This is a genomic window from Olsenella profusa DSM 13989 (genome assembly GCF_030811115.1).
Taxonomy (GTDB): Bacteria; Actinomycetota; Coriobacteriia; order Coriobacteriales; family Atopobiaceae; genus Olsenella_F; species Olsenella_F profusa.
The window spans coordinates 1,600,379-1,624,493 of the sequence record NZ_JAUSQK010000001.1; the positions used below are offsets into that span (position 1 = coordinate 1,600,379).

A 24,115-nucleotide genomic window follows, 5' to 3' on the forward strand; every position below is an offset into this window, starting at 1 on the left:
ACCTGGGCATGAGCGGTGGTGTTGACTCCGCGCTGGCAGCGGCCCTGCTGCAGGAGCGGGGGTACGACGTGCGTGCCGTCTACATGCGCAACTGGAGCCGGGACCTGCCGGGCTTCAGGTGTCGTTGGGCCGACGACCTGGCTGACGCCGAGCGCGTGGCCGTCACGCTGGGCATCCCGCTCGACGTGTGGGACTGCGAGGCAGAGTACAGGGCCACGGTGGTGGACTATCTTGTGGATGCCTATGCGCGGGGCTACACGCCCAACCCCGACGTCATGTGCAACCGGACGGTCAAGTTTGGGACGTTTGCCGATCGGGCCTTCGCCGAGGGGGCAGACCTTGTGGCCATGGGACACTATGCCCAGGTGGTTACGGACGCGGGTGGAACGCGGCTGATGCGTGCGGTGGACGAGCGCAAGGACCAGACGTACTTCCTGTGGCGCGTGGGCGCCTCGGTGCTTGCGCGGATCCTCTTCCCCGTGGGGGACATCGCCAGCAAGGCGGAGGTGCGCCGCAGGTGCGCCGAGCGCGGTCTGGGCGTGGAGGACAAGCCCGACTCGGACGGCATCTGCTTCGTGGGCGAGGTGGGCATCCGCACGTTCCTGCTCGATGCGCTGGAGCGCCGTCCCGGTGACGTCGTGGAGCTGGAGACGGGCCGCGTGCTCGGGCGCCACGAGGGGGCGTTCCTGTTCACCGTGGGCCAGCGCAAGGGGCTCGACCTGGGTGGGGGACCCAGACGCTACGTCGCCTCCACGGACGTGGGGAGCAACGTCGTCTACGTGACGGCGGATCGCGACAGCCCGGCCCTGCTTGCCGACGAGCTGGAGCTGGAGGACACGCGCTGGATTGCGGGGACGCCACCTGTGGCGGGGGCGTATCGGGTGCGTTGCCGCCACACGGGTGCGCTCATGGATGCATGGGTTGAGTGTCCCGAGGACGGACATGCGCACGTCCGCTTCGCCCGGACCCAGCGTCGCGTGGCCCCGGGCCAGAGCGTGGTGGTGTACGACGGCCTCACCTGCCTCGGCGGTGGCCTTGTCGCCCGCTAGCCAGCCCGCGGCACCCTGTCGAGTCGTATGCAATCGCGACTCATGTGCCTGCGAGTCGTTCGCAATTTTGTCAGATGGGTCGTTTAAGGAATTGCAGGTAGATTGCGCGCTGTTCCTTTCTCGGTACGAATGAGGAGTGATAATTTGCGAACGACTCGGCAGGGTGACATTGGAAATCGCATACGACTCAGAATCACGACTCGAAACTATGACTCGGAACCACGACTCAAGACGCTGGGGATAGGAGCTCGCGACGGGCGGCATAGATGGCGTTCCAGAACTCGTGATCACTAGGCGGGGGCTTGACACCCAGCCGGGGCGCGACGCGATGGCGTACCAGATCGTCGAAACGATGGGGATCCATGAAGCGCTTGGTACGCAAGGATATGACCGTAAAGCCCAGTTCCTCAAGCGCGCATCGGCGGTCGTCATCGCGGTCACGTTCCTGCTCGAGGCTGTGATACCTCTTGCTGTCATACTCCATCGCGAGCTTCTTGCAGGGCCAGCAGAGGTCTGGAAGTATATAGGGGGTGTTGAGCAGCGCGTCCCATTGGGTGGGGAGCGAGAACGGTATGTTGAGCTCCGGCTTCGTCAGACCATAGCCGCCTTGCCTGGGCGGGGCGCAGAGCAAGAGGTAGAGCTCGGTCTCTGCCGGGGAGCGCGAGCCCTCACGCGCCAACTCGACCGCACGGCGCATGTGGCCTTTGACGAGAGGCCACCTGAGCTGGGAATAGAAGTGCCGTAACTGAGCTTGCGTCGTTATGGGCTGCACAGCAGACAGATGCCCATCTGGATCCAGAGAGTAGGCTCCCATGAGCTCCATCGCATAGGCAGCTCTCTGCAGCGGCGAGAGCGTGAGCGAGAGCTGCGCAAGCGTGAGCTCGGGAGAGGTTACGTACAGGCCCTCTCCCAGCCGCAGGATCTGCTCGTCCGTGGTCTCATCGGAAAGCAGATGCCCACGGACGTCCTTCCCGCGCATGAGTGCCTCGCGGCTGTGTGAACAGACGTGGAGTGGACGACTGAGCGAACCGACGATGGCCTCTGCTTGGGACAGGTGATCGAGCACGTGCCGCTGCAACCGACACGGGTCCGGTACCTCGTCGATGGCGCATGAGGGCATGGCGGAGAGGGAGCCCTTACGCAAAAGACCCCAGAGCTCGCGTGCGGATGAGTGTGACAGGCAGATGGTTGGCATGGGCGTCCCTATCCTTACGATGCCCCTGCCCGACAGTGTGCAGGGGCTATCTGGCAGAAATGCCCGCAAGACCTGCAGCGTTCTGCACTGACCCGGCGAGCGCACCATGAGCGTCCGAGTTCATCGTGTCTTTGTGGCCATCGTCGTCGAGCCCTGCCCCATTTTTGGCATCTGCCCGCTCCATGCCCTTTTCACATGGAGTTGTATGCAATTTCGCCCCACGTACTTGGGAGTCGTTCGCAAATTATCGGGGGACTTCTTGGGATTCAAGGAAGAGGCAACTCGTGTACCTGCGGCGCTGCAAAAAGGGAGTCGCCCGCAATTGCGAACGACTCCCCCGGAGAGATGCGAGGATTGCGAATGACCCCTACGCCAGGCCGGCCTCCTCGGCGGGCAGCCCCCTCTTCCACACGGAGAGGATCAGCGCGCCAACGATGGAACCAACCACCAGTGCCACAAAGTACATGAGCGGGTGGCCGATGACGGCGATGACCCAGATGCCGCCGTGCGGGGCGGGCAGCGTGCAGCCGAAGGCCGCGGAGAGCGCGCCGGCGACGGCGGAACCCACGATGCAGGAGGGCAGCACGTGGCCGGGATCGGCCGCCGCGTAGGGGATGGCGCCCTCGGAGATGAAGGACAGACCCATGATGTAGTTCACCAGGCCGGCGTCGCGGTCGGCACGGGTCCACCTGTTCTTGAAGAACGTGGTGGATAGGGCGATGACCAGCGGGGGAACCATGCCGCCCGCCATGACGGAGCCCATGATCATCTGGCCGGTGGACCCACCGGGCGAGACGAGTGCCGCCGTGCCAAAGACGTAGGCAGCCTTGTTGAACGGACCGCCCATGTCGATGGACATCATGCCGCCGACGATGGCGCCCAAGAGCACGATGTTGCCCGTACCCATGCCGTTCAGGAAGTTGGAGAGGCCGGTGTTGATCGCACCAAAGAGTGGATCGAGGATGAGCATGATGGCGCCGATGCCCAACACGCCCAAAAGCGGGTAGAGCAGGATGGGCTTGATGCCTTCGAGCGAGGCAGGCAGGTGGTCGCACAGGCGTTCGATGCCCAGCACGAGGTAGCCCGCCACGAAGCCGGCGAACAGGGCACCAAGGAAGCCGCCCGAGACGAGTGCTTTGTCATTAAGCGTGGAGAGGTAGGTGAGGTCGTAGCCCACCTTGGCAAAGAGCCCGCCCACGAAGCCGGGCGCGAGGCCGGGCCTGTCGGCGATGGACTCGGCGATGAAGGCCGCAAGGATGGGGAGCATCAGTCCAAACGCTTGCGAACCGATAGTGTTGAACAGTGCGGCGGCAGCGATGGTATGGCCATAGGTCGAGACGCCACTAGCATCGACGTTGCCGGCGTTGGCAATGTCCACGAGGAAGGAGATGGCCGTGAGGATGCCGCCGCCGATGACGAAGGGCAGCATGTGGCTCACGCCGTTCATCAGGTGCTTGTAGATCACGTGCCAGGCGGAGTCCTTCTCGCCCGCCGCATCCGTGGAGCCCGCCGACGTGGCCTGGCCCTCCTGCACGGGGGCCTCGTTGTCGAGGATGATCCTGAGGAGCCTCTCGGGCTCCTGGATGCCGGCGGAGACGTTGGTGGAGTACACCCGCTTGCCGGCGAAGCGCGTGCGGTCGACGTTCTTGTCTGCGGCAATGATGATGCCCTTGGCGTGCGCGATCTCCTCGGACGTGAGGACGTTCTTGGCCCCCGCGGAGCCCTGGGTCTCCACCTTCACCTTGACGCCCAGCTCGGCACCCTTCTTCCCCAGGGCCTCGGCGGCCATGTAGGTGTGGGCGATGCCGGTGGGGCAGGCGGTGATGGCCAGGATCTCCGGCAGGTCGGACTCGCCTCTGGGGGCGGCGGCCTGGGTCCTTGCGGCATCCATCTCGTCGCGCTTGGCCTCCGCCGAGTCGATCGTGGCAAGGAGCTCCTGGGGGGTCTTGGCGGTGCGCAGGGCGTCGGCGAACTCGGGGTGCATGAGCAGCTGAGAGAGCTTTGCCAGAATCTGCAGGTGCGTGTTGGCCTCGCCCTCGGGTGCCGCGATCATGAACGCCAACGTTGCCGGCGCCCCGTCCGGGGCGTTCCAGTCCACGCCCTTGGGCATGGTTATGGCGGCAAGGCCGGGCTGCCTGACGGCTGCCGTCTTGGCATGCGGGATGGCAATGCCGTCCCCCACGGCCGTGGAGAACTCCTTCTCGCGTGCGAGGATGGCCTCCTTGTACGCGATCGTGTCGTTGATGTTGCCCGATGCATCCTGCAGGGCGATCAACTGGTCGATCGCGTCCATCTGGTCAGACGGTTCCACCCCAATCCTGATTCCCTCTGGTCTGAGTAGGTCGGTGATCTTCATGCGTATGCCTTCCCTCATTACCTGGCACGTGGCCAAAGGACAGAAGCGGTTGCCTGGATGCAGGAAACCGCTTCTAGTATGACGCTTTTGAGGAGAGGTGCGCATTCCATCTTGGCATAAGGTGACTCTATGGCGGTAATCGTGGTGTTCGAAGCCTGCATATCCGTTCATTTCGTGCATATTTTCTTTCAGGTTATCTTATAAAGTTGATTACGCATCAGCTACGCTAGAATGAGATGGCCAGTCCGTTCCTCATACAAGGAGATGTATGCCATGGCAGATCAGCCAAACCCCATGGGAGCGCCCGATGCGCCCCAGCAGCCACAGGATGCGCCCCAGCAGCCAGTGCCTCAGCCCGCCCAGCCACCGGCAGGGCAGCCTGGAGGGCAGCCCGCCACGCAGACGGATCAGTCCCAGGATGCGCCCCAGCAGCCCGCCCAGCCCCAAGAGGCGGCCCCTCAGGAAGCCATGGACGCCACGACGGTGCAACCCCAACCCACAGGGGTGCCCGGTGCTGCCCCGGCGGACGCTGCACCCGCACAGCCCCAGCCCACAGGGGTGCCCGGTGCTGCCCCCATGGATGCCACGCAGGTGGCGTCTGGTGTTGGTGCGCCCGCCCCAGGTGGTTCCGGTGCTCCCGCTGACGCACAAGCTGCTGCTCCCGGTGTTCCCAACGGTCCGGCCGTACCGGACGCATATGCTGCCCCCGGTGCTCCCGCACCCAAGAAGCCGATGAGCAAGGGGCTCCTCGCTGCCATCATTGCAGTGGTCGTGGTGCTCGTGGGCGGTGGCATCTTCCTGCTCGTGCGGAACAACGTCGCACAGCAGGCGGAGGCAAAGATCAAGGACACCGCCAGCTCCATCGTTGAGGCGGATGACAGCCTGCATGGCCTTGATGCCTACGCAAAGATTGACAGCGGCTTTGACACCGACCTTGACACCGATGGCGACCGCAACAAGGTCTCCGATGCCACCTCGGCTCTTGACACTGCCGAGGCAAGTCTGAACGAGGCCAAGCAGTCCGAGTGGGCGTTGAGCGACGCGGACAAGTCGACCATCACTGCGCTTGAGGCGGGCATCCAGTCTCGCAGGGACGCCACGGATACCGTTGGCAAACTCATGGATGCGACTGACCAGGCAAAGACCGTCTCTGATGACGCCAGCACCTTTTTGAATGATTTTGCTGCCGCATATGTTTACCTAGGCTTGGCCGATGACGCCCGTGGACAGGCCATATCCTCAGCAAACAATGGCGGCGGTATGGATACAAGCGCAATAAGCACCTACCTTGACAAGTGCTCAAGCGCGCTTGAGCAGGCAAAGAAGGATTTGGATGCGCTGGAGCAGGATGCGCCGGATGCGGATTTCTCAAGCTATGATGACGTGTGCGACGCTCTGAGCACAACTGTCGACGATCTCAGCGCGGCCATTGACAAGATGAACCAGGGGGATGTCGATGGGACCAATGCGGCCTTGGGTACCTATTATTCCCAGCGGGATGATCTGGTGAAAAAGGCGAAGGGCATGGAAGGCACCTCGGCCGTGCTCAAAAAGCTGGTCACCGATGGTGACAAGCAAAACGCAAAGAATCTCAAGTCTAACTTTAGCGACATCAAAGGCAACGTGAGTGATCTTATCGATGACGAGCTTGTGGGTGACACCATGGACACCTCGACGTTCGCGTAGACCAAGCTGCCCGAGCGCAACACACGTCAGACAGGGGGAGGCCGTCCACCAGCAGGTGGGCGGCCTCCTTTCCCATGTCCTGCAATCGCGGCGAGTCGCTCGCCGCATGCAGGCCCCCACGAACTGGCGCATGAGTGCGCGCTGCCTTCCGTTGGTTACCCACATGAAGCTCGGGGTGCCATTGCACGGCACAGAGGTAGCGCCTGTTGGGCATCTCGAGCACCAGGCACACGAGCGCGAGCTCGAAGTCGTCGAGGTTCCTGAAGACGGGGTGCGTCGCGGGAAGGCACCTCTCGCCATAGAGCGCAGGGTCGACGTCCGCGCCACCCGTGAGCAGTAACCTGTCTATACCCTTCAGCAGCTGGCCAAGGTCAGAGGGGCCATCGGTCATGGGGTGTATGACCGACAGCCCGCCCACATGTTGGAGCGCAGGAAAGTAGGCGGGACGAACGCCAATCGTTCCCTCGGTGCTCTCGTAGTGTGGCGTGACTCCTATCAGTGGCTTCATGGCATGTCCCGACTGCCCTTCACGGGGATCGCTCTATTCCACTGCGGCGGGCCGCCCCCGCATGTGCAGGCGGCGCCACTCGAGTAAAATCCCCCCTGGGACCATGATTCCATGGAGGTGGCGGCATGTCAGACCGACTGACGGAACGGCAGATAACCGACGCGGGCAATCCTGCCAAGCCTACGGGCGTCTACGGCGCACGAATGCTGCACCGCATGAACCGCAGCCATGCGGACGTCACCAACTGGGCGCTTGACTTCATCGACTTCTCGAATGTGGCCCATGCCCTCGATATCGGCTGCGGTGGGGGAGCCACCATGGCTCGCCTGCTTGCGCGCATGGGTGGACGGGATGGCACCGTGTGTGGCGTCGACCATTCCGAGATCTCGTGCGAGGAGTCGCGTGCCCTCAATGCCGAGGCGATTGCCGCTGGAAGGGCTGAGGTCCTGCAGGCGGACGTCGAGAGCCTCCCCTTTGCGGACGGGAGCTTTGACGTTGCCGTGACGGTGGAGAGCTTCTACTTCTGGCCTCGTCCCCAGGAGGACCTTGTCGAGGTCGCACGTGTGCTTGCGCCAGGAGCGCACTTCCTGTTGGTGGCAGACGTGTACCAGAAGGATGGTCTTCCCGCGGAGACGCTGGAGAACATTCGCAAGCGCAACCTGACGGTGCTCGCACCCGATGAGTACGAGGCGTCGCTGACTAGGGCGGGGCTCTCGAGTGTCACGGTGCACCTTAGGGACGGTACCACCTGGATTGCCGTCGAGGGCGTGCGCTGAGCGGGGACATCGGTCACCCTTTTGCGGCCCCATCCTCTGTATGGGATGAGAGTTCGCATCCTGACGTGTCCGAGAGCTGCAGGGGGCGCTACCGTGGGTGCCCTTGGGCGTTGACGCCGACGGGCGCCGCACTCGGGATACGAGATTCTATTCCAGACCTTGCTCCATCGGTGTCGTTTGACGACGGTCACGCCTGGGGCGTCCTAGACTTAAGTGTCATCGCATGAGGTTTTATGCCTCATACCGGTATATGGTGTGCACTTAGGGGTAGGAACACAGGGTGCCGTGTCATATCCACCTCGAGAGAAGGGATTTCGCCAACCGTGAAGCAGTTCAAGACAGAGAGCAAGAAGCTGCTCGACCTCATGATCAACTCGGTCTATACCAACAAGGAGATCTTCCTGCGCGAGTTGATCTCCAATGCGTCTGATGCGCTCGACAAGCTCGCCTTCGAGGCCATCAAGAACCCCGACTTGGGCATCGACCAGTCCGATCTGGCCATTCGCCTGTCGTTTGACAAGGATGCCCGCACCATCACCGTGAGTGACAACGGCGTCGGCATGGGCAAGGACGACCTGGACAAGAACCTGGGCACCATCGCGCACTCCGGCTCCAAGGCCTTCAAGGAGGAGAACGCCGAGCATCAGGGTGATGACATCGACATCATCGGCCAGTTTGGCGTGGGCTTCTACTCGAGCTTCATGGTTGCCGACAAGGTGCGCGTCGTGAGCCGTGCGCTGGGGGCGGATGCCGCCTATGCCTGGGAGTCCGATGGCATCAAGGGCTACACGCTTACCGAGGCCAAGCCCGACGAGCGTGGAGGGGCGAACGACCACGGCACCGACGTGACCCTCTGGCTGCGTGACTCCACCGAGGACGAGGACACGGATCGCTACCTCTCCGAGTGGGGCCTGCGTGACCTCGTGAAGCGCTACTCGAACTATGTGCGCCACCCGGTGCGGATGATGGTCACCAAGAGCCGCGAGAAGCCCAGGCCCGCCGACGCCGGGGACGACTACAAACCCGAGTACGAGAGCTACGAGGAGCTCGAGACCATCAACTCGATGACTCCCATTTGGAAGAAGCGTCAGAACGAGGTCAAGCAGGAGGACTACAACGAGTTCTATCAGTCTACCTTCCATGACTTCGCCGATCCCGCACGCACCATCAGCTTCCACGCCGAGGGTGCCCTCAGCTATGATGCGCTGCTGTTCATCCCCAGCCGGCAGCCCTTCGACCTCTACAGCAAGGACTACGAGAAGGGTCTGGCGCTCTACACTTCCAACGTGCTTATCCAGGAGAAGTGCGCCGACCTTCTGCCCGACTACTACAACTTCGTGCGCGGCGTGGTGGACAGCCCAGACGTCTCGCTCAACATCTCCCGTGAGACCCTGCAGCAGAACTCGCAACTGCGTGCCATCGCCCGCCGTGTGGAGAAGAAGATTCGCTCCGAGCTCGAGGACATGCGCGACAACGACCGCAAGGCCTACGAGAAGTTCTTCGAGAACTTTGGCCGTGGCCTCAAGTTTGGCATCTACAACAGCTATGGGTCGAAGGCGTCCGACCTTGCCGACCTGCTGCTCTTCTGGTCGGCCAAGGAGGGCGGGCAGGTGACCTTCGCCGAATACGCCGCCGCCATGCCCGAGGGGCAGAACAAGGTCTACTTTGCCTCCGGCGACTCCCGCGAGCGCCTGGAGCAGGTGCCCGCCGTGCGCTCTGCCCTCGACCATGGCTTTGACGTGCTGCTCTGTACGCAGGACGTGGACGAGTTCATGTTCCAGGTGATGCATGTCTATCACCAGGCCGCCGTTGCCGGTGACTCCGAGCACAAGGGCACCGACGAACGTGACCTCGAGCTTGCGAACGTCGCCAGCGCCGACCTCGACCTCGCGACCGAGGACGAGAAGAGGGAGGCCGAGAAGGCCACCGAGGACAACAGGGGCCTCTTTGATCAGCTTAAGGAGGACCTGGGCGACAAGGTGTCCGCCGTACGCGTGGCCGCGGGTCTAGGCGATGCTCCGGCAGCGATCGCCGCCGAGGGTCCCGTCTCCCTCGAGATGGAGCGCGTCATCAGTCAGGGGCCCGAGGCGCAGAGCGCTCCCAAGGCGCAGCGCGTGCTGCAGCTCAACGCGGCCCACCCCGTCTTCGGGAAGCTCAAGGCCGCCCAGGACGCCGGCGACAAGGACCGCCTCAAGCTGCTGGGTTCCATCCTCTACGATCAGGCGCTGCTTGTCGAGGGGCTGCCCATCGACGATCCGGTCGCATTTGCCCGCAACGTCACCGAGCTGATGTAAGCCATCGACATGTTCCACCGAGTCACATGGCCGCCCATCCCTGGATGGTCGGCCATGTTCGATCGTCTCCCGGGCCGTCACATGTGTGGATACCTTGCATGTCCCTGCCTGTATGGGGAGGCATGCGCGATGGGATGTCGAGAGAGGTGCGGTGACATCGGCGGGCTTTAGATATGCCGAGACACGTCATTCAATGTGGTTTCTTGCATTTGTGTTGCAAGGCAGCATTACCCGCGGAATCTGATACCATAGGAGAAAATAATCCTCTAGACGGTTTATTTTTCCGGCGAAGGCTTGTTTTGTCCGTAAGCGTGAGTGCAGTCAACTGAGGGATTGGAAGGTATCATGCGCAAGGTTAAGACGTTCCAGGGCAAGCGCCACACGTACGACACGGCCACCTCTACCGAGGTTGCCAGCCGCAGCTTTGGCGAGTTTGGCGATCCGGCAGGTTATGAGGAGACCCTCTACAAGACCAAGCAGGGCCTGTACTTCGTCGTTGGCGCCGGTGGCGCCGACTCTCCGTATCCCACGGAGGACGTCAAGCCTCTTGCCAAGAAGGAGGCCGAGGCCTTCGAGGCCTAGGCTACGCACATGCTCGTACGAGGGGGCGGACGGGGTGCTTTCCTTCCGCCCCCTCCGTGCCCTGCGACCAGCACTACGCAAACATGTTGCGTTCCATGAACTCTGCCTGTACCGTGCGGAACATGAGGTCGACGTCCTCGAGGCCCAGATGGGTCTCCTGCTGGTTGGCATCCAGGGTGCCGCGGCGGCGCGCCCAGCTCTCCAAGGCGGCAGGGCGCGAGTCGCGGGGGAGCATGCGGTACTCAGGGTCGATGCGCCGGCAGATGTCGCGTGTGTCTATGGGCACGATCTTGCCGGCCTTGCGTGCCTCGGCGTAGCCGTCGATGGTGAGTATGAACCATGAGTCCTCGAATGCGGCATTGTGTGCCATGAACGGATAGGTCTCAAGCGTGGTCAGGAGGGCCCGCTGCATCTTCCCATTGGAGCGCAGGGGCTTCTTGTTGGCAATGTCATCCCAGGTGATGTGGTGCACAAACGAGAGGGGGATGCCCGTCTTCCTGTACATCTCGGGAATGCCGCAGTAGGCGCTGAAGGGGTGCTCGGGCCTTGCCCGTGCCGAGAGCTCCATGAACTCCAGGCCGACATTGAGCACGTAGCCGCGGCCGGGGTCGCGCTCGGTCGTCTCGATGTCGATGCCGCACACCATGCCCGAAACGGGAGCCTCCACATAGGCGATGCCCAAGTCCACACAGTTGGGGCCTGCCGTCTTGGCCACCTCGTCCTCGCTGCGGTGCTGCATCCGTGCAACGGCACGAATGAGGTCCTCGTCCGAGAGGCGTTTGGAGAGCATGGCAGGGGAGACGTTGCGCAGGCGATCGATGCCGTAGCTGTCACAGGCGGTGCGGTTGCGATCGGCAAGGCCTCTCACGAGGTCATACGAGAAGGGCTCCTGTCCGAGTGGCGCTTCCCACCAGGCAGCCGAGAGAAGCTCCATGGCCTCCTCGTTGCGCTCGCGCTCGGCCGTGAGCGTGGCGTCATCCGCCACGAATCCTGGAAAGACGAAAGCGCTTGCATGCTCCAGTGCCTGACTCAGGTTCATATGCATCCCCCGTCGTTCGAAGACCCGCCAATCACATCAAGTGTAGCCTGTGCGACAGGGAAGCGCTTGGCAAGTGGACGCCCCTTAGGCACTCAGGGCTTGGGGGGCCTCCTGTGGGTTCCAGAGACTGCCCGTGAGCGCCTTCCGTGCCTCGAGGAGCGCCTCGCAGAACACGTTGCCATGCGGCACGCTTGCGCGCACGAGCCGACCGTTGCGATAGGCAAGGAGCCGGTAGCGCGGAACCGGCTTCCACAGGGCCTTCTCATCGTCGGTGCCCAGGGGTGTGGTGGCAAAGAGGAGCGTGTCATCCTTGGGCTGGAAGCAGTAGAGCGTCGTGCTCGATGTGTTGGTGTGCACGTAGGTATAGCTGCCATCGTCCAAGACGAGGTTAAGCTTGTTGAGGTTTCCCAGCTGTGTGATGGAGCCTGCCAAAGCCGAGAAGGTCTGGTCAAAGCCCAGGTTGCCACCTGCGCGCAGCACGGCCTCGTTGATGATGTCCATCAGGAACAACGACATGCGCTCGGAATCCGTCTGGCCGGCCGTGCGCTCCTCATATCCCCAGAGCATGCCCTCATTGAACAGGATGCCATTGTGGATGAGCGTCCAGTCGCGCCCCATGATGTCCGTCTGCAGGAAGGGGTGGCAGTTGGGCTCGGAAAGGGCTCCGCAGGTGGCATTGCGGATGTGCGCCTGCATATGGCGCGCCACGATGGGCTCTCTGAGCAGTGTGGGAAGCAGGGACGATGCGTATGCGGGAACGGGCTCGCGCCAGAGCCGCACGTTGTCCTGTGAGGCGGGGACGGCGTCGTCACGATAGGTGAGGCCCCATCCATGGGGATGCTGGCGGCTGTGGGTGTAGAACTCAGCGAGATAGGGGCTGGCGTTTATGGGTGAGGCCGCATTGACGGCAAACAGCTCGCACATGAGAGGAATCCTTCTTGGACGGTACGTACGGACGGTGGTGGATGGCTGACAGGCAACACGTGCAACAGATACGGCGGTGCATGCCCATGACCGTCTCCCCCCGTATGCATCCGGCGTTCCTGCTCAGTGTACCCCATGCGTCAGGATATGCCGTTACGTCTTTGTTGCGCCGCATCGACGTTTCCTATCACAGGCGTACGCATATGACTATACCCCTGCGACGAATAATTCCTACCATTTTGCTTGACATTGCAGGGGTCGGGTCATAGATTGTCTTCCAGGAGCATAGGACATCGATCGACAAGGGGAGAGGAGCATGCCCGTGCGTCAGTGCATCGCACCATGTTGTTGTACGCCCGCGCTCCCTTCGCCGTGTCGCACGGATGTTCGTAGCATACGCTAGCCTGCATCCGGTCGGGCGCCATGCCCCTCACTCAGACACAGGTTGAACGGGACGCCGTAGCGTCCCTTTTTTGTGGGCGTCCTGCTCGGCTGGTCATAGGTTCAAGTTGGGAACGCATGTCATTTGGAGGAAGCACCATGAAGTATGCAAGCAAGGTAGAGTCCGTCATTGGTTCCACGCCCCTCATCGATCTCTCGGTCCTCGCAGATGGCGCGGCCACCGTCCTGGGCAAGTACGAGGCAACGAACCCCGGTGGATCCGTGAAGGATCGTATCGCCAAGGCCATGGTCGACGCTGCCGAGGGGGACGGCAGCCTCAGGCCCGGCGGCACCATCATCGAGCCTACGAGCGGCAACACCGGTGTCGGGCTGGCGATGATCGCGGCCGAGCGCGGCTACAGGATGGTGCTCGTCATGCCCGAGACCATGTCCATCGAGCGGCGCAAGCTTGCTGCCAGCTACGGTGCGCAGATCGTGCTCACGCCGGGTCCCGAAGGCATGACCGGTGCCGTCAGGCGGGCCGACGAGCTCAAGGACGAGACCCTCGGCGCCATCGTCGCTGGCCAGTTTGTGAACCCCGCGAACCCCGAGGCCCACTACAAGACCACGGGCCCCGAGGTCTGGACCGACACCGATGGCACGGTCGATGCCTTCGTGGCCGGTGTCGGCACGGGCGGTACCGTGAGCGGTGCCGGTAGGTACCTCAAGGAACGGAGGTCCTCGGTGAGGGTCGTTGCCGTCGAGCCGGCGGAGAGCCAGGTGCTTGCCGGCAAGCCCTCTGGATCCCATCGCATCCAGGGAATCGGTGCCGGCTTCGTGCCCAAGACCTACGATGCGTCCGTGGTCGACGAGGTCGTCCCCATCTCCTCCGATGATGCGATTGACGTCAAGAAGCGCCTGGCGAGCGAAGTGGGGCTGCTGGTGGGCATCAGCTCCGGCGCTGCGGTGGCCGCAGCGGTGGTGCTGGCACGTCGTCCCGAGTGCGCGGGCAAGACCATCGTGGCCATCCTGCCCGATACGGGCGAGCGCTACCTGTCCATGGATCTGTAGGCGTGTCCGGCCGCGGACGGCGGTCGCATCACCGTGGGGCACGCCCGCTTCGCCCGCATTCGACTCGCGGGAAGGGACGCGGGCGTGCCCCATTCCATTTCGTTCGCTTTTCCTAGTCGACGGATTGGTCAACAACGGGTATCCTAGCCGCAGGTGAAAGGAGCATGTGTGGATACCCAGTCTCAACCTCAGCCACAGCCAGACGCACGACAGCCCGTTGGCATGGGCATGCAGCAAGGCGCGCCCGTCCTGCAGCAACCCCCACAGTGGTATGTCGGGCCTCAGGCTCAGCCCCCCCGGGAATGGCTCGCTGCACAGACGTGCCAGGTACAACCCCAACCCCAACCCCAACCCCAACCCCAACCGGGATGCCCATCTCAAGCCCAGCCACAGCCCGGCTGCCAGGCGCCCGTTTCTCCTCCGCAACAGCCTATGCCGCAGCAGACGATGGCGTATCGGGCACCCGTCCCGTTGCAGCAGAACCAACAGGTTCCCTGCCAACAGGCCTATTGGCAGCCACAGCAAGCGTACCAGCAGCCCGTTCCACAGGCCCAGTCCTGCCAGCAAGCCGCCTACCCGCAGCCCTACCAGCAGGCTCCTGGCCCCTACCAGGCGTATCAGCCGGTCTATCAGCAGCAGGTGCCCGTAGCCATTCCCATTGCACCACGCAAGCCAAGGTCAGGCTGGGGTAGGCTCATCGGCGGCCTGCTCCTGGGCTTTGTCGCCTATCTCGGCGGCGCTCTCGTCGGTCTCCTCATCTCGTGGGCGACAGGGGCCGACTACCTGCTTACGATCGAGGTGTCCTGTGCCGTCGTCGCCTCCCTCTGCTGTCTGATGCTTGGCGGCAGGCAGCTGCTCACGTGGGACAGGGCGACCTTCAGGGAGTGCTTCTCTAGGCTGTGGTGGATGTTCATCCCCATTCTGTTCTTCGTTCAGCTGATGCTTATTTCCTCTCTGGCAGAGGGCAGCACCCTTGATCCAAACTGGCCCCTCAATATTCTCTACCTGCTTGTCTTCACGACAGCCGTTGGACTCTTCGAGGAGGCGCTCTTCAGGGGACTCCTGCTCCATGGCCTTCTTGCGCGCATGGGCACCAACCAGCGAGGCGTCATCGGCGCCCTGGTCATCTCGTCGCTGCTCTTTGGCATGGCACACATCTCGCCGGGCAATGTCGACTTTGGCGATGGCCTGCAGGTTGCCCAGGCAATCCTCAAGATCTGTCAGGCCGGGTTGCTGGGCTTTGTGTTCGCTGCGTTTTCGGCCAGGCAGAACAGGATTTATGGCGTTGGCCTCATGCACGCGCTAACCGACTTCCTCATCATGTTTGTGCCTAATGCCCTCATGGGCCCCATGGTGGAGACCAGCTATGTGTCAGATGGCAGCGATGGTGGCGTCATCATCGTCATGTACCTTGTGTACATTGCCCTGTACCTGCCAGCCGCCATCATGGCCTGGCGTTCGCTCAAGGGATCCCCGCAACCGTTGAGGGGGGCATTCTATCATGCCTAGGGCCTGTACCTGCCAGACGCCTGGATTACGGGGGTCACCCCTAACGTGTAGGCTTTTTGGTAGGAGTACAGATTTCTAGCAATTATGCGGTGAAAGGGTAGTGGATTTGTGTATAGTTGAGATGTCAGTGTCAAAATAGGAGCGCGAGGAACATATTATGACCGACAAGTTCGAGAATTTCGTGGGCACCATTTCACGGGCCAGTAAGGCAATCAACCGCATCAAGGGTCAAGAGATGGGCCAGTTTGGTCTCAAGGGCACTGACTCCATGTGCCTGTACTATCTTGGCAAGAACAATGGGGGTGCCACATCCGCCGAGCTGTCCCGCCAGATCGGCGTTGATCGTGCGGCGGTCTCCCGTATGGTGACGCGCTTGGAGAACAGTGGGTTTGTGAAGACGGTGCTCAGCCCCCAGGGGAAGAACTACCGCAGCCCCATCGTGCTTACCAAGAAGGGGGAGGCGGCAACCGAGCGCATAAACAGCATCGTGCGCGTCGTGGTGGAGCGTGCGATCGACAACATTCCTGAGGACGAGCGCGCGGCCATGTACGCCTCCCTCAATGGCATCATTGCCAACTTGGAGAAGCTCGCGAACGAGTACAGGGCGAGGACATAGGTCCCGTGCATGCCGCACGGTGGCAGGTGAGCGAAAAGGCCCCAAGTGCGTGCCGATATCGAGGCGCAAGGCGGGTTCGTTGGGAAATCGGGAGTCATCTGACGCCTTCGCAAATCTCATTCCTGGGCTTTTCTTCGTCCATGGATGCCACTGGCGTGTCGTGCACACACAATCGAGCACGCACTTGGGGCCTTTTCGCTCCGCCAAGAATCATGCCCACCCGCATAGCGGGTGGCCTTGGGTATCGCGCAAAGAATGTACGGCACAGGGTTGAAGACTCTGTCGTTCATCGCCCCGCTTGTGCGTCGCGCCGTCTGCGGAGCATGCGGTATCCTGTGGCGCCGCTGCTCACGAGGGGGATGATGAATCGCCATGATGCACGTAGATCATGCCATCCTGCACGCATTTGACGTTGATACGGGCTCTGCCTATCTGAGTGACCGGGAACTCGATCTGGGCGAGCGCCAGGTGAAGTCATACGTGCAGCGCAGCATGCGCCGGATCGTCTCGTCCGCCGAGAGCCGCCATGGGGTGTTCGAGGGGGAGAACCCCCTGGCTGACGCATTGGAGTCGTATGCCGGCGGCTCGTCCGGCTTCATCGAGGTCTCCCGACAGCTGGCACAGGTGTTCTGGGAGGAGCTGCGTCACTGCGATGAGCTCGAGCAGGCCGACCTCCTGCTCGCCGACTTCACGGACACCCAGGGTCTAGGGGAGCATGCCAAGGAGATGGGGGAGGGCCAGGTGGCGCAGGCCATGGCCTGCGCCTTAGCCCCTGCGGATGTGGAGGATCTTTCCGTGCGGTACGTTGGGGCCATCCTGCTGCCACGCAAGCTGGCCTTCGTGCATGACCTGGGGTCTGATGGCTCGGGCATTGCGGACAACGAGATTCTGCGCCAAGATGCCACACTGCCCAATCCCACGCAGAAGTTCGATACCTATCTGCTTGTCAACCTGGCTGATGGGTCCATCGACTTCCATGACCGCGAGCGCGCGCAGGGTGGCCGCGCGCTGAGCATCATCGCAGAGTGCATCCTGCGGTGTAGCCCCCAGGCGTCAAGCAGGGAGGTCGTGCAGCATGTGGAGCGTATCGTGGAGGAGGTTGCCCAGGCGTATGGCACCAATGCGGTCGAAGCCGTGGCACAGGCCAAGCACATGGTTGCCTCGAGTGCCGAGCGCGAGGAGTCCTTCTCGCCGGCCGAGGTGGGGCGCGCCGTCTTCGAGGGCCAGCCACAGCTGCGCGAGCGCTACGAGCAGGCCACGCGCGAGGAACGCCTGCCCGAGGAGGTACCCGTGCGACGCTCGGCCGCGAGGCGCATCACGAAGAGCCATCGCATCAAGACCGACACGGGCATAGAGATCAGCTTCCCCAGCGAGTATGCGGCCGATGCCAACTTCATCGAGTTCACGAGCGATGCCGAGGGCATGGTGTCCATCCTCATCAAGAACGTGACGCATATCGAGAACAGGTAGGGCCGCGCTATGCACGTACGAAGACCCAGACATCATCGGTCGAGCGCTGGGGACTGAAGGCGTAGCCACGCTCGGAGAAGCTCCTGAGCTCGCGGACATCCCCCAGCTGGCGCTCTGCCGCCCACCGCACCAGGCTGCCGCGTGCGGCCTTTGCCTCGGTGGACCCTTGCAACAGCCTGCCATCGCGCGGGCGGATGGTGCCGAAGAAGCAGGTGAGCAGCTGGGGCCCATCGGGCAGGACATGCGGCACGATGGTCCTGGCATATTCGACTGACGCAACATTGACGATGGTCGTCACCTGTGGCTCGCAGGCGATGGCGTCGTACAGGCGGCCGCCCCAGAACTCATAGAGGTCGCGCGCGCCTCCGACGGGCAGCTTGGCCTGCATCTCCAGACGATAGGGAGCGACGCCATCGAGGGGCCGCAGGATGCCATACAGCCCTGAGAGGATGCGCAGATGATGCTCGAGCCAGCCGAGCTGGACGGTGTCCATGACACCTGCGGCAAGGTGCGTGTATTGGATGCCCTGGTACGCGCAGGCTGCCGGCGTGAGGGCGGCGGGATCTCGGTGCAGCTCGTCGGGCAGCGCCTGGGTGCGTGCCCATGCCTCGTCGGCGAGCCTGTCCGAGCACCTCCAGATGCGTTGTGCCTCGGCGCGCCCCAGGGAGCGGAGCTCCCCTGCGAGCACGAGCGCCTCGCCCAGCAGCCGCGGGCGCTGGGTGGCGCACGGCTCGTCCCCACTGACGAGCATCCTCTTTGCGGGGGAGACGATGATGCGGAATCCCATGGCCCCTCCCTATGCCGCCTCGTCTGTTTCGATGTTGGTTTCTGGAACGGAATCTCGTATCGTGAGGCTCTTGCATCTCAGAATACGAGAGGCTGTCCCAGAGGCGCGAACGTGTGACTCTCTTTCCTAGTGTATGGGCCTTGCCATCGGATGGCACGCTTGGAGGCTCTACGAAGGCGACTGACCCACCACGCGTCAGTCGCCTTCGCTCTGCGGCCGTGTGATGTCGGCAAGTGTTCGGCTGTCCAAGAACTCTGCGGTCATCGCGCCCAGATCGCGCCACATGCCCACGGTGAGACAGGTGGTCACCTGTGGGCATATCTCGTCATTGGTGCAATCCAGGCACGCCACGGGAGCAAGCGAACCCTCGGCGGCGCGCAAGATCTGTCCCAGAGTGTACTCCTCGGGCCTGCGTGTCAGACGATAGCCGCCGCCCTTGCCGCGTGCGCTTTCCACGAGCTTTGCCCTATGCAGCAGCGAGACCACCTGTTCGAGGTACTTGCGCGAGATGCCCTGCCGCTTCGAGACGTCCCCGAGCGATACCCAGCCTGGGTGCGTCGCAAGGTCGCTCATGATGCGCAGGGCATAGCGTCCCTTTGTGGAGAACATGCCGGCCATGGCTAGGCCTCCATGACCCTCTCGCTTGTGCCGCCATCTTCGAGCATCTCCTCAAGGGTGTGCCATGCCAGCTCGGCGCATTTCACGCGTGCGGGCATATGGGAGATGTCGCGCAGCATGGCAGCGTCCTCGAGCCGGTCGTCCAAGAGGTCCTCGTCGGTCTCCTCGCCTCGTACCATGCGCCCGAAGAGCCTGCAGAGCCCTATGGCCTCCTCGGGAGTCTTGCCCACCATGAGATCGCTCATCATGTCTGCGGACGCCTGGCTGATGGCACAGCCATGGCCCTGGTAGGAGGCCTCGTCGATGGTTCCATCATCCCCCATGCGTACGTAGAACGTGAGCTCGTCGCCACAGGAGGGGTTCACGCCCTCATGGCTGCAGGTGGCGTCCTCCATGGGATACTTGTAGTCTGGATGCTGCACGTGGTCCATGAACTCGGCATTGTAGAGACCGGTCACACCCGCGGCGCGCTCCCTGTTATCCATTGCTGAACACCGTCCAAACCTGCTCGAGCCCGCCAACGAGGCGGTCAATGTCGTGCTTGTCATTATAGAGGGCCACACTGGCGCGGCAGGTGCTGCCCATCTGAACGTTCAGGTAGGAGAGCAGGGGCTGCGCACAGTGATGACCGGCACGGATGCAGATGTCAAAGCCATCCAGGATGGACGCGACATCGTGAGGGTGGATGTGGCTAAGGTTGAATGCGACGGCACCCACATGGCGGCTGCCGTCCACAGGGCCAATCACCCGAACGAAGTCGAGCGCCGCCAGCTGTTCGGTGAGGTAGGCGGCGAGTGCGCGCTCGCGCCGCTCGACCTGCTCCATGCCCAGACTCTCGAGGTAGGAGAGCGCGGCGTCAAAGGCATAGATGCCCGCTGCGTCCTGCGTGCCCGCCTCGAACTTCTGGGGTACCGGCGCCCACACGGCATCGGTCTCGGTGACGGCATCGATCATCTCACCGCCGGTGAGGAAGGGCGGCATCCTGTCCAGTACCTCTGCCGTGCCCCAGAGCACGCCAATGCCCATGGGGCCCATCATCTTGTGCGCGCTGAAGGCAAAGAGGTCGCATCCCAGCTTACGCACGTCGACGGCGATGTGAGGGGCGCTCTGTGCGCCGTCGACCACCAGGTAGGCACCCACCTCGTGCGCACGGGCCGCGATGGCGGCGACGTCGTTCTCTATGCCGAGCACGTTGGATATCTGCGTGACGGAGACGATCTTTGTCCTCGGGCCAATCTTGGCCCCAAGCTCCTCGGGCGTGATGCGATAGTCATCATCCAGGCGCAGGTACACGAGCCTGGCACCCGTGGCGGCGCACACCTGCTGCCAGGGGATGAGGTTGGAGTGGTGCTCCATGATGGAGATGACCACCTCGTCGCCGGGCCCCAGTACGGTGCGGCCCAGCGAGCTTGCCACCAGGTTGAGGGATTCGCTCGTGTTGCGGGTGAACACGATCTGGTGGGCCTGAGGGCGTCCCTGCTCGTCGAGCGCGCCGATGAAGCGTGCGACATGCGCACGGGCCTTGTCGATTGCCGAGGTGGCATTGACGGAGAGCCTGTAGAGGCCACGCAGGGGATTTGCGTTCATGGTCTCATAGAAGCAGCGCTGTGCGTCCAGCACCGTGGTGGGGCGCTGAGAGGTGGCGGCGCTGTCGAGGAACACGAGCCGCTCGTTGGACGCGAGCAGCGGGAAGTCCTGCCTATGGGGGTTGTCCTCGATCAGGGAGAGCTGAGTCTCGGTCAGCATGGGGCGCATGCTCCTTACCCACGGAACACCGTGGAACATAATCTCTACTTACGGGGTAGGATTTTACCCCTTCGCCCCGCCGTCAATCATTTTTCCATGGGCGCTCGGATGGCCTTTGAACACGAGTTCCCTCTACCCCACATCATGTGTTCTTTACCTAACGAACCTAGCCGCCCGCTGGGCAGGTGGCTAGGTTTCAACACATAATCGCCTTGGGCCTAGCTGGCACTCGCAATCTCGCGCCGGTACGTCAAGACAAGAACGAGGAGGAAGCCTAGCTCTATGAATAGGGCGATAAACCATACGACGGCCGGCGTTCCTGGTAGTGAAAGAAGGCCAGAGAACATGATTCCCACCATTATAAAGAGCCATGTGGTTGCAGCTGCTGCCAGCAGGCGTCGCGGCAGGGGAAGCTCTTTTAACACAACCAGAACGACGAAGAAGAGGTACGCACAGATGAGGCGCTGCATGAACTCGCAGAAGGGCAAGGCAAGCGCCGATCCATTCCACGAAACAAAAGTCAGTTGATCGTGAATGAGTGAATGGCCCCCAAACTCATCTGTCCCAAGGGCCCAGCAGTGGATCATGACGGCGACAGCCAGTGGGAGCGAAGCCTTGAGCCAGCGCATGCTGCCTCCTCCGGAAAATGACGCATACCGCGAGGGAAATCGCAGCATTTACCAGTTACTTTGAACGGTAAAGGAACTTCCGGATGAGGTGGTGACGTCAAGTTGGGAGGTGACATAGTATGCGACAACCAGTCCAGCGTAAGAGTCGCTCTTACTCATCTGGACGGTGCGGGAATTGTATGAGGTGTTGCTGAGTGTATGTGTGTATGCAAGGCTAAGTCCACCAGAGGTGGTTGCTCCATAAGCCTGGACCTTGGCAGATGCAGTCATGCTCCTTGGGGTTGATCCTGACAGTATTCTGCCGGTAAGGGTTGCTCCCCATTGGTACGTGAACGCGCCACTATGCCAAACGTTCCCACTCAACTTGGCGGTAACACCGTACATGGTTCGGCTTGCATTAACATTCTTTGATCCACTGCCTGCACGGGTGCCTGGATTGGGAGTCGCTTCCGGGCGCGTGGCATACCGTCTAACAAAGGCTGCATCCTGTTCGGAGAGTTCCTCACCAGGGGAGTATGTCTGACCGACTTGCTGGAATCGCATATCTATCTCATGCTGGGACAACTCTGCCGCAAGTGCAGGATGGGGCAGCAGGATGAGTGCAAGCGTAACAAAGCACAGGGAAAGGAAGATGGGCCCTATGTGGCGAACGCGGTTGGAAATCATGTCAGCCTCCTGGATGAATTGGGAGAATCACACGGTCACACAAAACACCGGAGACGTTGTATTGCCCTGTAAACAATCTAGAGCAAGGCACCCATTACGGAACCTCTCTTTAGGTGAACTATATATAACATATTTTGTTCAGTGATGCAAACCCTTTACCTCTTTATATGAGAGTATCGCCTTCCATCTTTTGTCTTGAATCGTTGATTGCCAAAGCTGGTGCAGGAAAGCCTGCGGTAGGTCTGTCATAGGTTCTCGATACTGGCGGACGACCTCGTGAAGTCGCCTTGACGTCGAGGGATCCGCACCTGGGAACGGATTGCGCCCGGCGCAAGACCTGCGGAAGGCGAGGGATGTGCGACCCCGACTGTAGGAGGAGGTGCCCCTCCTGCGCGAAGGGAGATGCGCGGGCTACGAGCGCCAGTGGTGCCGGCGCACGCACCGGGCGCCCTAGGTCTGCAACGACTGCGAGAGGCGCCCGACCTGCCCCCTGTGTTTGATAGCCTCGGAGTTGCGGGTTGGGGCCGGTACCGCTTTTCCGTACCTTGCTGCTAGGCTGCGAGGCCCAAGCTCTGCCTGTATTGTAGGGGGCTCATCGAGCCCAGCGAGCGCTTGATCCTCGTCTTGTTGTAACGCTCTATATAGGCGTCTATCCTCTCCTTGAGCTCATCCAACGTGACGCCCGCCCAGTCCCTGCCATAGAGCATCTCGACCTTCATGGTGCCGAAAAAGCCCTCCATGCGGGAGTTGTCAGGGCTGCACCCCTTGCGCGACATGGAGCGCATGATGCCGGCCTTCTCGCAGATGGAGATCCACTCGGGCCAGCGGTAGTGGCAGCCGCAGTCCGAATGGATCACGAGATGGCGGCGCTCCTCGTCTGTCGTAGTGGCCAAAGCCGCCTTGAGCATGGAGTTGGCCATCTCGGCGTTGGGCGAGGTCGAGGTCGTCCAGCTTACGATGGCGCCGTCGAAGCAGTCCAAAACCGGGCTCAGATAGAGCTTGCCGGCCGGTATCGAGAGCTGCGTGACGTCGGTGAGCCATAGGAAGTTGGGAAGTCCGGCTTCGAAGTCCTGGCAGACCTTGTTGCCGGGGTGTTCCGAGACCTCGCCCTTGTAGGAGCTGTAGGCCTTCCCGGGCTTTGCCTTGCCGTGCGCCTCGAGCTTCTCCTCAGCCATTATTCGCCCTATCCTGCGCTCGCCGATGACATGTCCTCGTGCCTCGAGCTCGTCGTGGATGCGGCGCCTTCCGTAGGCGCCGTCGTTGGCGTTGAAGACGGCGCAGACCAGCTCCCGCGCCCCGGCGTCCCTGTCCCCGGCGGCGATGGCCGAGAGTTGGTACTGGTGGCTCGATCGGGCCATGTCGAGCGCCGAGAGAAGCTCGCACAGCCTCCATTTGGGGCGCAGCGACTCAATCAGCAGAGTCTTCTCCCTGTTCGTGAGCTCGTTTGCCGGGTCGGCGCCCGTCCCTTTTCCCAGGATCTCGAGGGCGCCCTCCAGGATGTCGCGCTTGAGCTCGAGTTGGCGCAGCTCTTTCTCGAGTTCGGCCTTCCTGGCCTCGAGGGCATCTATTTCTGTCTGCGTGACGGGAGCCGCTCTGGCGGCTCCGGCGTCGGACGCGCCATTTGAGACGGCGTTGCTTGTGTCGGGCATCGGGGGCTCCTTCTCAGGCAATAGCTCTCGCTTCCACTTGTAGAGGGTACAACGCGTGGAGCCGACCTCGTCGGCGATCTGTTGCGCGCTTCCGGCTCGTCTGACAAGCGCTGTCACGGCTTTCTGCTTCTCTTCGAGAGTGAACGTCCTGGGCTCGGCTGTCCGCCTCTCGCCAGGTGCCAGCTCGTCTATCCACTCTCTGAGCTTTTGCGTACTTCCGGGGTATCCCAGCTCGCGTCTCGTATAGGCGTTGCAGCGGCCGTGCTCCAGATAGTGGTTGACGGCGGCCCGCCTTTGCCCTTCTGAGTAGCGTTCTAGGTTGCGCCCCCTGAGCGCGCCTCCGTTGTCCTGCCATTCCCGATACCATCCTACAAGCTGTGCCCGGCTTGGATATCCCAACTCGCGTATCGTAGCCGTGGCTTTAAAACCATACTTGATATAGAGCTCGACCGCTCTTGTCCTCTGCTCAAGGGAGTACACGCCATCCTCCAAACATCATCGTTTGGTACGGATTTCCGGTACCGGCCCCGTTTGAGCATCGAAAGGTTTCGGGTCCGGGCACGA

General features: G+C 62.2%; 20 protein-coding genes. 9 read left to right on the forward strand and 11 right to left on the reverse strand.

Features of this window, described 5'->3' with window-relative positions; genetic code table 11:
• The first annotated feature begins 8 nt into the window (after nucleotides 1–8).
• Nucleotides 9–1,049, forward strand: a complete 1,041-nt coding sequence (mnmA, locus tag J2S71_RS07375) for a tRNA 2-thiouridine(34) synthase MnmA (protein WP_370873235.1) — start codon at nucleotides 9–11, stop codon at nucleotides 1,047–1,049.
• 226 nt (nucleotides 1,050–1,275) lie between these two features.
• On the opposite strand, the gene J2S71_RS07380 is transcribed toward mnmA, so the two are convergent.
• Together J2S71_RS07380 and J2S71_RS07385 are read right to left on the reverse strand one after the other, a co-directional pair.
• Entirely contained in the window at nucleotides 1,276–2,244 is a 969-nt protein-coding gene (locus J2S71_RS07380) for a hypothetical protein (protein WP_307390321.1), read from the reverse strand.
• Nucleotides 2,245–2,611: 367 nt separating this feature from the next.
• Entirely contained in the window at nucleotides 2,612–4,600 is a 1,989-nt protein-coding gene (locus J2S71_RS07385; RefSeq protein WP_307390324.1) for a PTS fructose transporter subunit IIABC, read from the reverse strand.
• 273 nt (nucleotides 4,601–4,873) lie between these two features.
• Here J2S71_RS07385 and J2S71_RS07390 point away from each other — a divergent pair, with 273 nt between their 5' ends.
• The gene (locus tag J2S71_RS07390; protein ID WP_307390327.1) at nucleotides 4,874–6,286 is read left to right on the forward strand and encodes a hypothetical protein; all 1,413 of its coding nucleotides are present in this window, start codon (nucleotides 4,874–4,876) and stop codon (nucleotides 6,284–6,286) included.
• On the opposite strand, the gene J2S71_RS12315 is transcribed toward J2S71_RS07390, so the two are convergent.
• Nucleotides 6,234–6,794 (reverse strand): gamma-glutamyl-gamma-aminobutyrate hydrolase family protein, encoded by a 561-nt coding sequence (locus tag J2S71_RS12315; protein WP_370873215.1) that lies wholly within the window; start codon nucleotides 6,792–6,794, stop codon nucleotides 6,234–6,236. The two genes, J2S71_RS07390 and J2S71_RS12315, sit on opposite strands and share 53 nt — an antisense overlap.
• 125 nt (nucleotides 6,795–6,919) lie before the next feature.
• Here J2S71_RS12315 and J2S71_RS07395 point away from each other — a divergent pair, with 125 nt between their 5' ends.
• The 3 genes from J2S71_RS07395 to J2S71_RS07405 all read left to right on the forward strand — a co-directional run bounded on the left by J2S71_RS07395 (nucleotide 6,920) and on the right by J2S71_RS07405 (nucleotide 10,446).
• Nucleotides 6,920–7,570 carry a class I SAM-dependent methyltransferase gene (locus J2S71_RS07395; RefSeq protein ID WP_021726427.1) on the forward strand — a complete coding sequence of 217 codons (651 nt, stop codon included), beginning with the start codon at nucleotides 6,920–6,922 and terminating at the stop codon, nucleotides 7,568–7,570.
• Nucleotides 7,571–7,893: 323 nt separating this feature from the next.
• The gene (gene htpG, locus J2S71_RS07400) at nucleotides 7,894–9,864 is read left to right on the forward strand and encodes a molecular chaperone HtpG (protein WP_021726420.1); all 1,971 of its coding nucleotides are present in this window, start codon (nucleotides 7,894–7,896) and stop codon (nucleotides 9,862–9,864) included.
• A 345-nt stretch (nucleotides 9,865–10,209) separates the two neighbouring features.
• The gene (locus J2S71_RS07405) at nucleotides 10,210–10,446 is read left to right on the forward strand and encodes a hypothetical protein (RefSeq protein ID WP_021726393.1); all 237 of its coding nucleotides are present in this window, start codon (nucleotides 10,210–10,212) and stop codon (nucleotides 10,444–10,446) included.
• 73 nt (nucleotides 10,447–10,519) lie between these two features.
• Here J2S71_RS07405 and J2S71_RS07410 read toward each other — a convergent pair whose 3' ends face one another.
• Nucleotides 10,520–11,485, reverse strand: coding sequence for a 3'-5' exonuclease family protein (locus J2S71_RS07410; RefSeq protein WP_307390332.1), 966 nt, complete (start codon nucleotides 11,483–11,485; stop codon nucleotides 10,520–10,522).
• An 84-nt stretch (nucleotides 11,486–11,569) separates the two neighbouring features.
• Entirely contained in the window at nucleotides 11,570–12,409 is an 840-nt protein-coding gene (locus J2S71_RS07415; protein WP_021726406.1) for a class II glutamine amidotransferase, read from the reverse strand.
• A gap of 540 nt (nucleotides 12,410–12,949) precedes the next feature.
• Here J2S71_RS07415 and cysK point away from each other — a divergent pair.
• From cysK to J2S71_RS07435, 4 genes are all read left to right on the forward strand, one after another.
• The gene (gene cysK / locus J2S71_RS07420) at nucleotides 12,950–13,861 is read left to right on the forward strand and encodes a cysteine synthase A (protein ID WP_307390336.1); all 912 of its coding nucleotides are present in this window, start codon (nucleotides 12,950–12,952) and stop codon (nucleotides 13,859–13,861) included.
• Nucleotides 13,862–14,332: 471 nt separating this feature from the next.
• The gene (locus J2S71_RS07425; RefSeq protein ID WP_307390339.1) at nucleotides 14,333–15,370 is read left to right on the forward strand and encodes a CPBP family intramembrane glutamic endopeptidase; all 1,038 of its coding nucleotides are present in this window, start codon (nucleotides 14,333–14,335) and stop codon (nucleotides 15,368–15,370) included.
• 157 nt (nucleotides 15,371–15,527) lie between these two features.
• On the forward strand, nucleotides 15,528–15,986 hold the full coding sequence (locus J2S71_RS07430; RefSeq protein WP_021726402.1) for a MarR family winged helix-turn-helix transcriptional regulator: 459 nt from the start codon (nucleotides 15,528–15,530) through the stop codon (nucleotides 15,984–15,986).
• 372 nt (nucleotides 15,987–16,358) lie between these two features.
• Entirely contained in the window at nucleotides 16,359–17,456 is a 1,098-nt protein-coding gene (locus tag J2S71_RS07435) for a nucleoid-associated protein (RefSeq protein WP_307390343.1), read from the forward strand.
• 7 nt (nucleotides 17,457–17,463) lie between these two features.
• Here J2S71_RS07435 and J2S71_RS07440 read toward each other — a convergent pair whose 3' ends face one another.
• The 6 genes from J2S71_RS07440 to J2S71_RS07465 form a co-directional block, all read right to left on the reverse strand.
• A complete protein-coding gene (locus tag J2S71_RS07440; RefSeq protein WP_307390346.1) occupies nucleotides 17,464–18,243 on the reverse strand; it encodes a YaaA family protein in 780 nt (259 codons plus the stop codon).
• A 195-nt stretch (nucleotides 18,244–18,438) separates the two neighbouring features.
• The gene (locus J2S71_RS07445) at nucleotides 18,439–18,861 is read right to left on the reverse strand and encodes an RrF2 family transcriptional regulator (protein ID WP_021726421.1); all 423 of its coding nucleotides are present in this window, start codon (nucleotides 18,859–18,861) and stop codon (nucleotides 18,439–18,441) included.
• Between the two features lie 2 nt (nucleotides 18,862–18,863).
• Entirely contained in the window at nucleotides 18,864–19,346 is a 483-nt protein-coding gene (gene sufU, locus J2S71_RS07450) for a Fe-S cluster assembly sulfur transfer protein SufU (protein ID WP_307390348.1), read from the reverse strand.
• Complete coding sequence (locus tag J2S71_RS07455; protein ID WP_370873217.1) at nucleotides 19,339–20,607, reverse strand: aminotransferase class V-fold PLP-dependent enzyme; 1,269 nt, start codon at nucleotides 20,605–20,607, stop codon at nucleotides 19,339–19,341. Before J2S71_RS07455 ends, sufU begins: the two co-directional genes overlap by 8 nt.
• Nucleotides 20,608–20,825: 218 nt before the next feature.
• The gene (locus J2S71_RS07460; RefSeq protein ID WP_307390353.1) at nucleotides 20,826–21,236 is read right to left on the reverse strand and encodes a hypothetical protein; all 411 of its coding nucleotides are present in this window, start codon (nucleotides 21,234–21,236) and stop codon (nucleotides 20,826–20,828) included.
• A gap of 1,217 nt (nucleotides 21,237–22,453) precedes the next feature.
• Complete coding sequence (locus tag J2S71_RS07465) at nucleotides 22,454–24,043, reverse strand: IS3 family transposase (RefSeq protein WP_307387982.1); 1,590 nt, start codon at nucleotides 24,041–24,043, stop codon at nucleotides 22,454–22,456.
• Nucleotides 24,044–24,115: the final 72 nt, after the last annotated feature.

Excerpts from the sequence above, each read along its gene's own strand:
- mnmA (WP_370873235.1), top strand. The coding sequence starts at position 9 with ATGAGCGGTGGTGTTGACTCCGCGCTGGCAGCGGCCCTGCTGCAGGAG.
- J2S71_RS07380 (WP_307390321.1), bottom strand. The coding sequence starts at position 2,244 with ATGCCAACCATCTGCCTGTCACACTCATCCGCACGCGAGCTCTGGGGT.
- J2S71_RS07385 (WP_307390324.1), bottom strand. The coding sequence starts at position 4,600 with ATGAAGATCACCGACCTACTCAGACCAGAGGGAATCAGGATTGGGGTG.
- J2S71_RS07390 (WP_307390327.1), top strand. The coding sequence starts at position 4,874 with ATGGCAGATCAGCCAAACCCCATGGGAGCGCCCGATGCGCCCCAGCAG.
- J2S71_RS12315 (WP_370873215.1), bottom strand. The coding sequence starts at position 6,794 with ATGAAGCCACTGATAGGAGTCACGCCACACTACGAGAGCACCGAGGGA.
- J2S71_RS07395 (WP_021726427.1), top strand. The coding sequence starts at position 6,920 with ATGTCAGACCGACTGACGGAACGGCAGATAACCGACGCGGGCAATCCT.
- J2S71_RS07405 (WP_021726393.1), top strand. The coding sequence starts at position 10,210 with ATGCGCAAGGTTAAGACGTTCCAGGGCAAGCGCCACACGTACGACACG.
- J2S71_RS07410 (WP_307390332.1), bottom strand. The coding sequence starts at position 11,485 with ATGAACCTGAGTCAGGCACTGGAGCATGCAAGCGCTTTCGTCTTTCCA.
- J2S71_RS07415 (WP_021726406.1), bottom strand. The coding sequence starts at position 12,409 with ATGTGCGAGCTGTTTGCCGTCAATGCGGCCTCACCCATAAACGCCAGC.
- cysK (WP_307390336.1), top strand. The coding sequence starts at position 12,950 with ATGAAGTATGCAAGCAAGGTAGAGTCCGTCATTGGTTCCACGCCCCTC.
- J2S71_RS07430 (WP_021726402.1), top strand. The coding sequence starts at position 15,528 with ATGACCGACAAGTTCGAGAATTTCGTGGGCACCATTTCACGGGCCAGT.
- J2S71_RS07435 (WP_307390343.1), top strand. The coding sequence starts at position 16,359 with ATGATGCACGTAGATCATGCCATCCTGCACGCATTTGACGTTGATACG.
- J2S71_RS07440 (WP_307390346.1), bottom strand. The coding sequence starts at position 18,243 with ATGGGATTCCGCATCATCGTCTCCCCCGCAAAGAGGATGCTCGTCAGT.
- J2S71_RS07445 (WP_021726421.1), bottom strand. The coding sequence starts at position 18,861 with ATGGCCGGCATGTTCTCCACAAAGGGACGCTATGCCCTGCGCATCATG.
- sufU (WP_307390348.1), bottom strand. The coding sequence starts at position 19,346 with ATGGATAACAGGGAGCGCGCCGCGGGTGTGACCGGTCTCTACAATGCC.
- J2S71_RS07455 (WP_370873217.1), bottom strand. The coding sequence starts at position 20,607 with ATGCTGACCGAGACTCAGCTCTCCCTGATCGAGGACAACCCCCATAGG.
- J2S71_RS07460 (WP_307390353.1), bottom strand. The coding sequence starts at position 21,236 with ATGCGCTGGCTCAAGGCTTCGCTCCCACTGGCTGTCGCCGTCATGATC.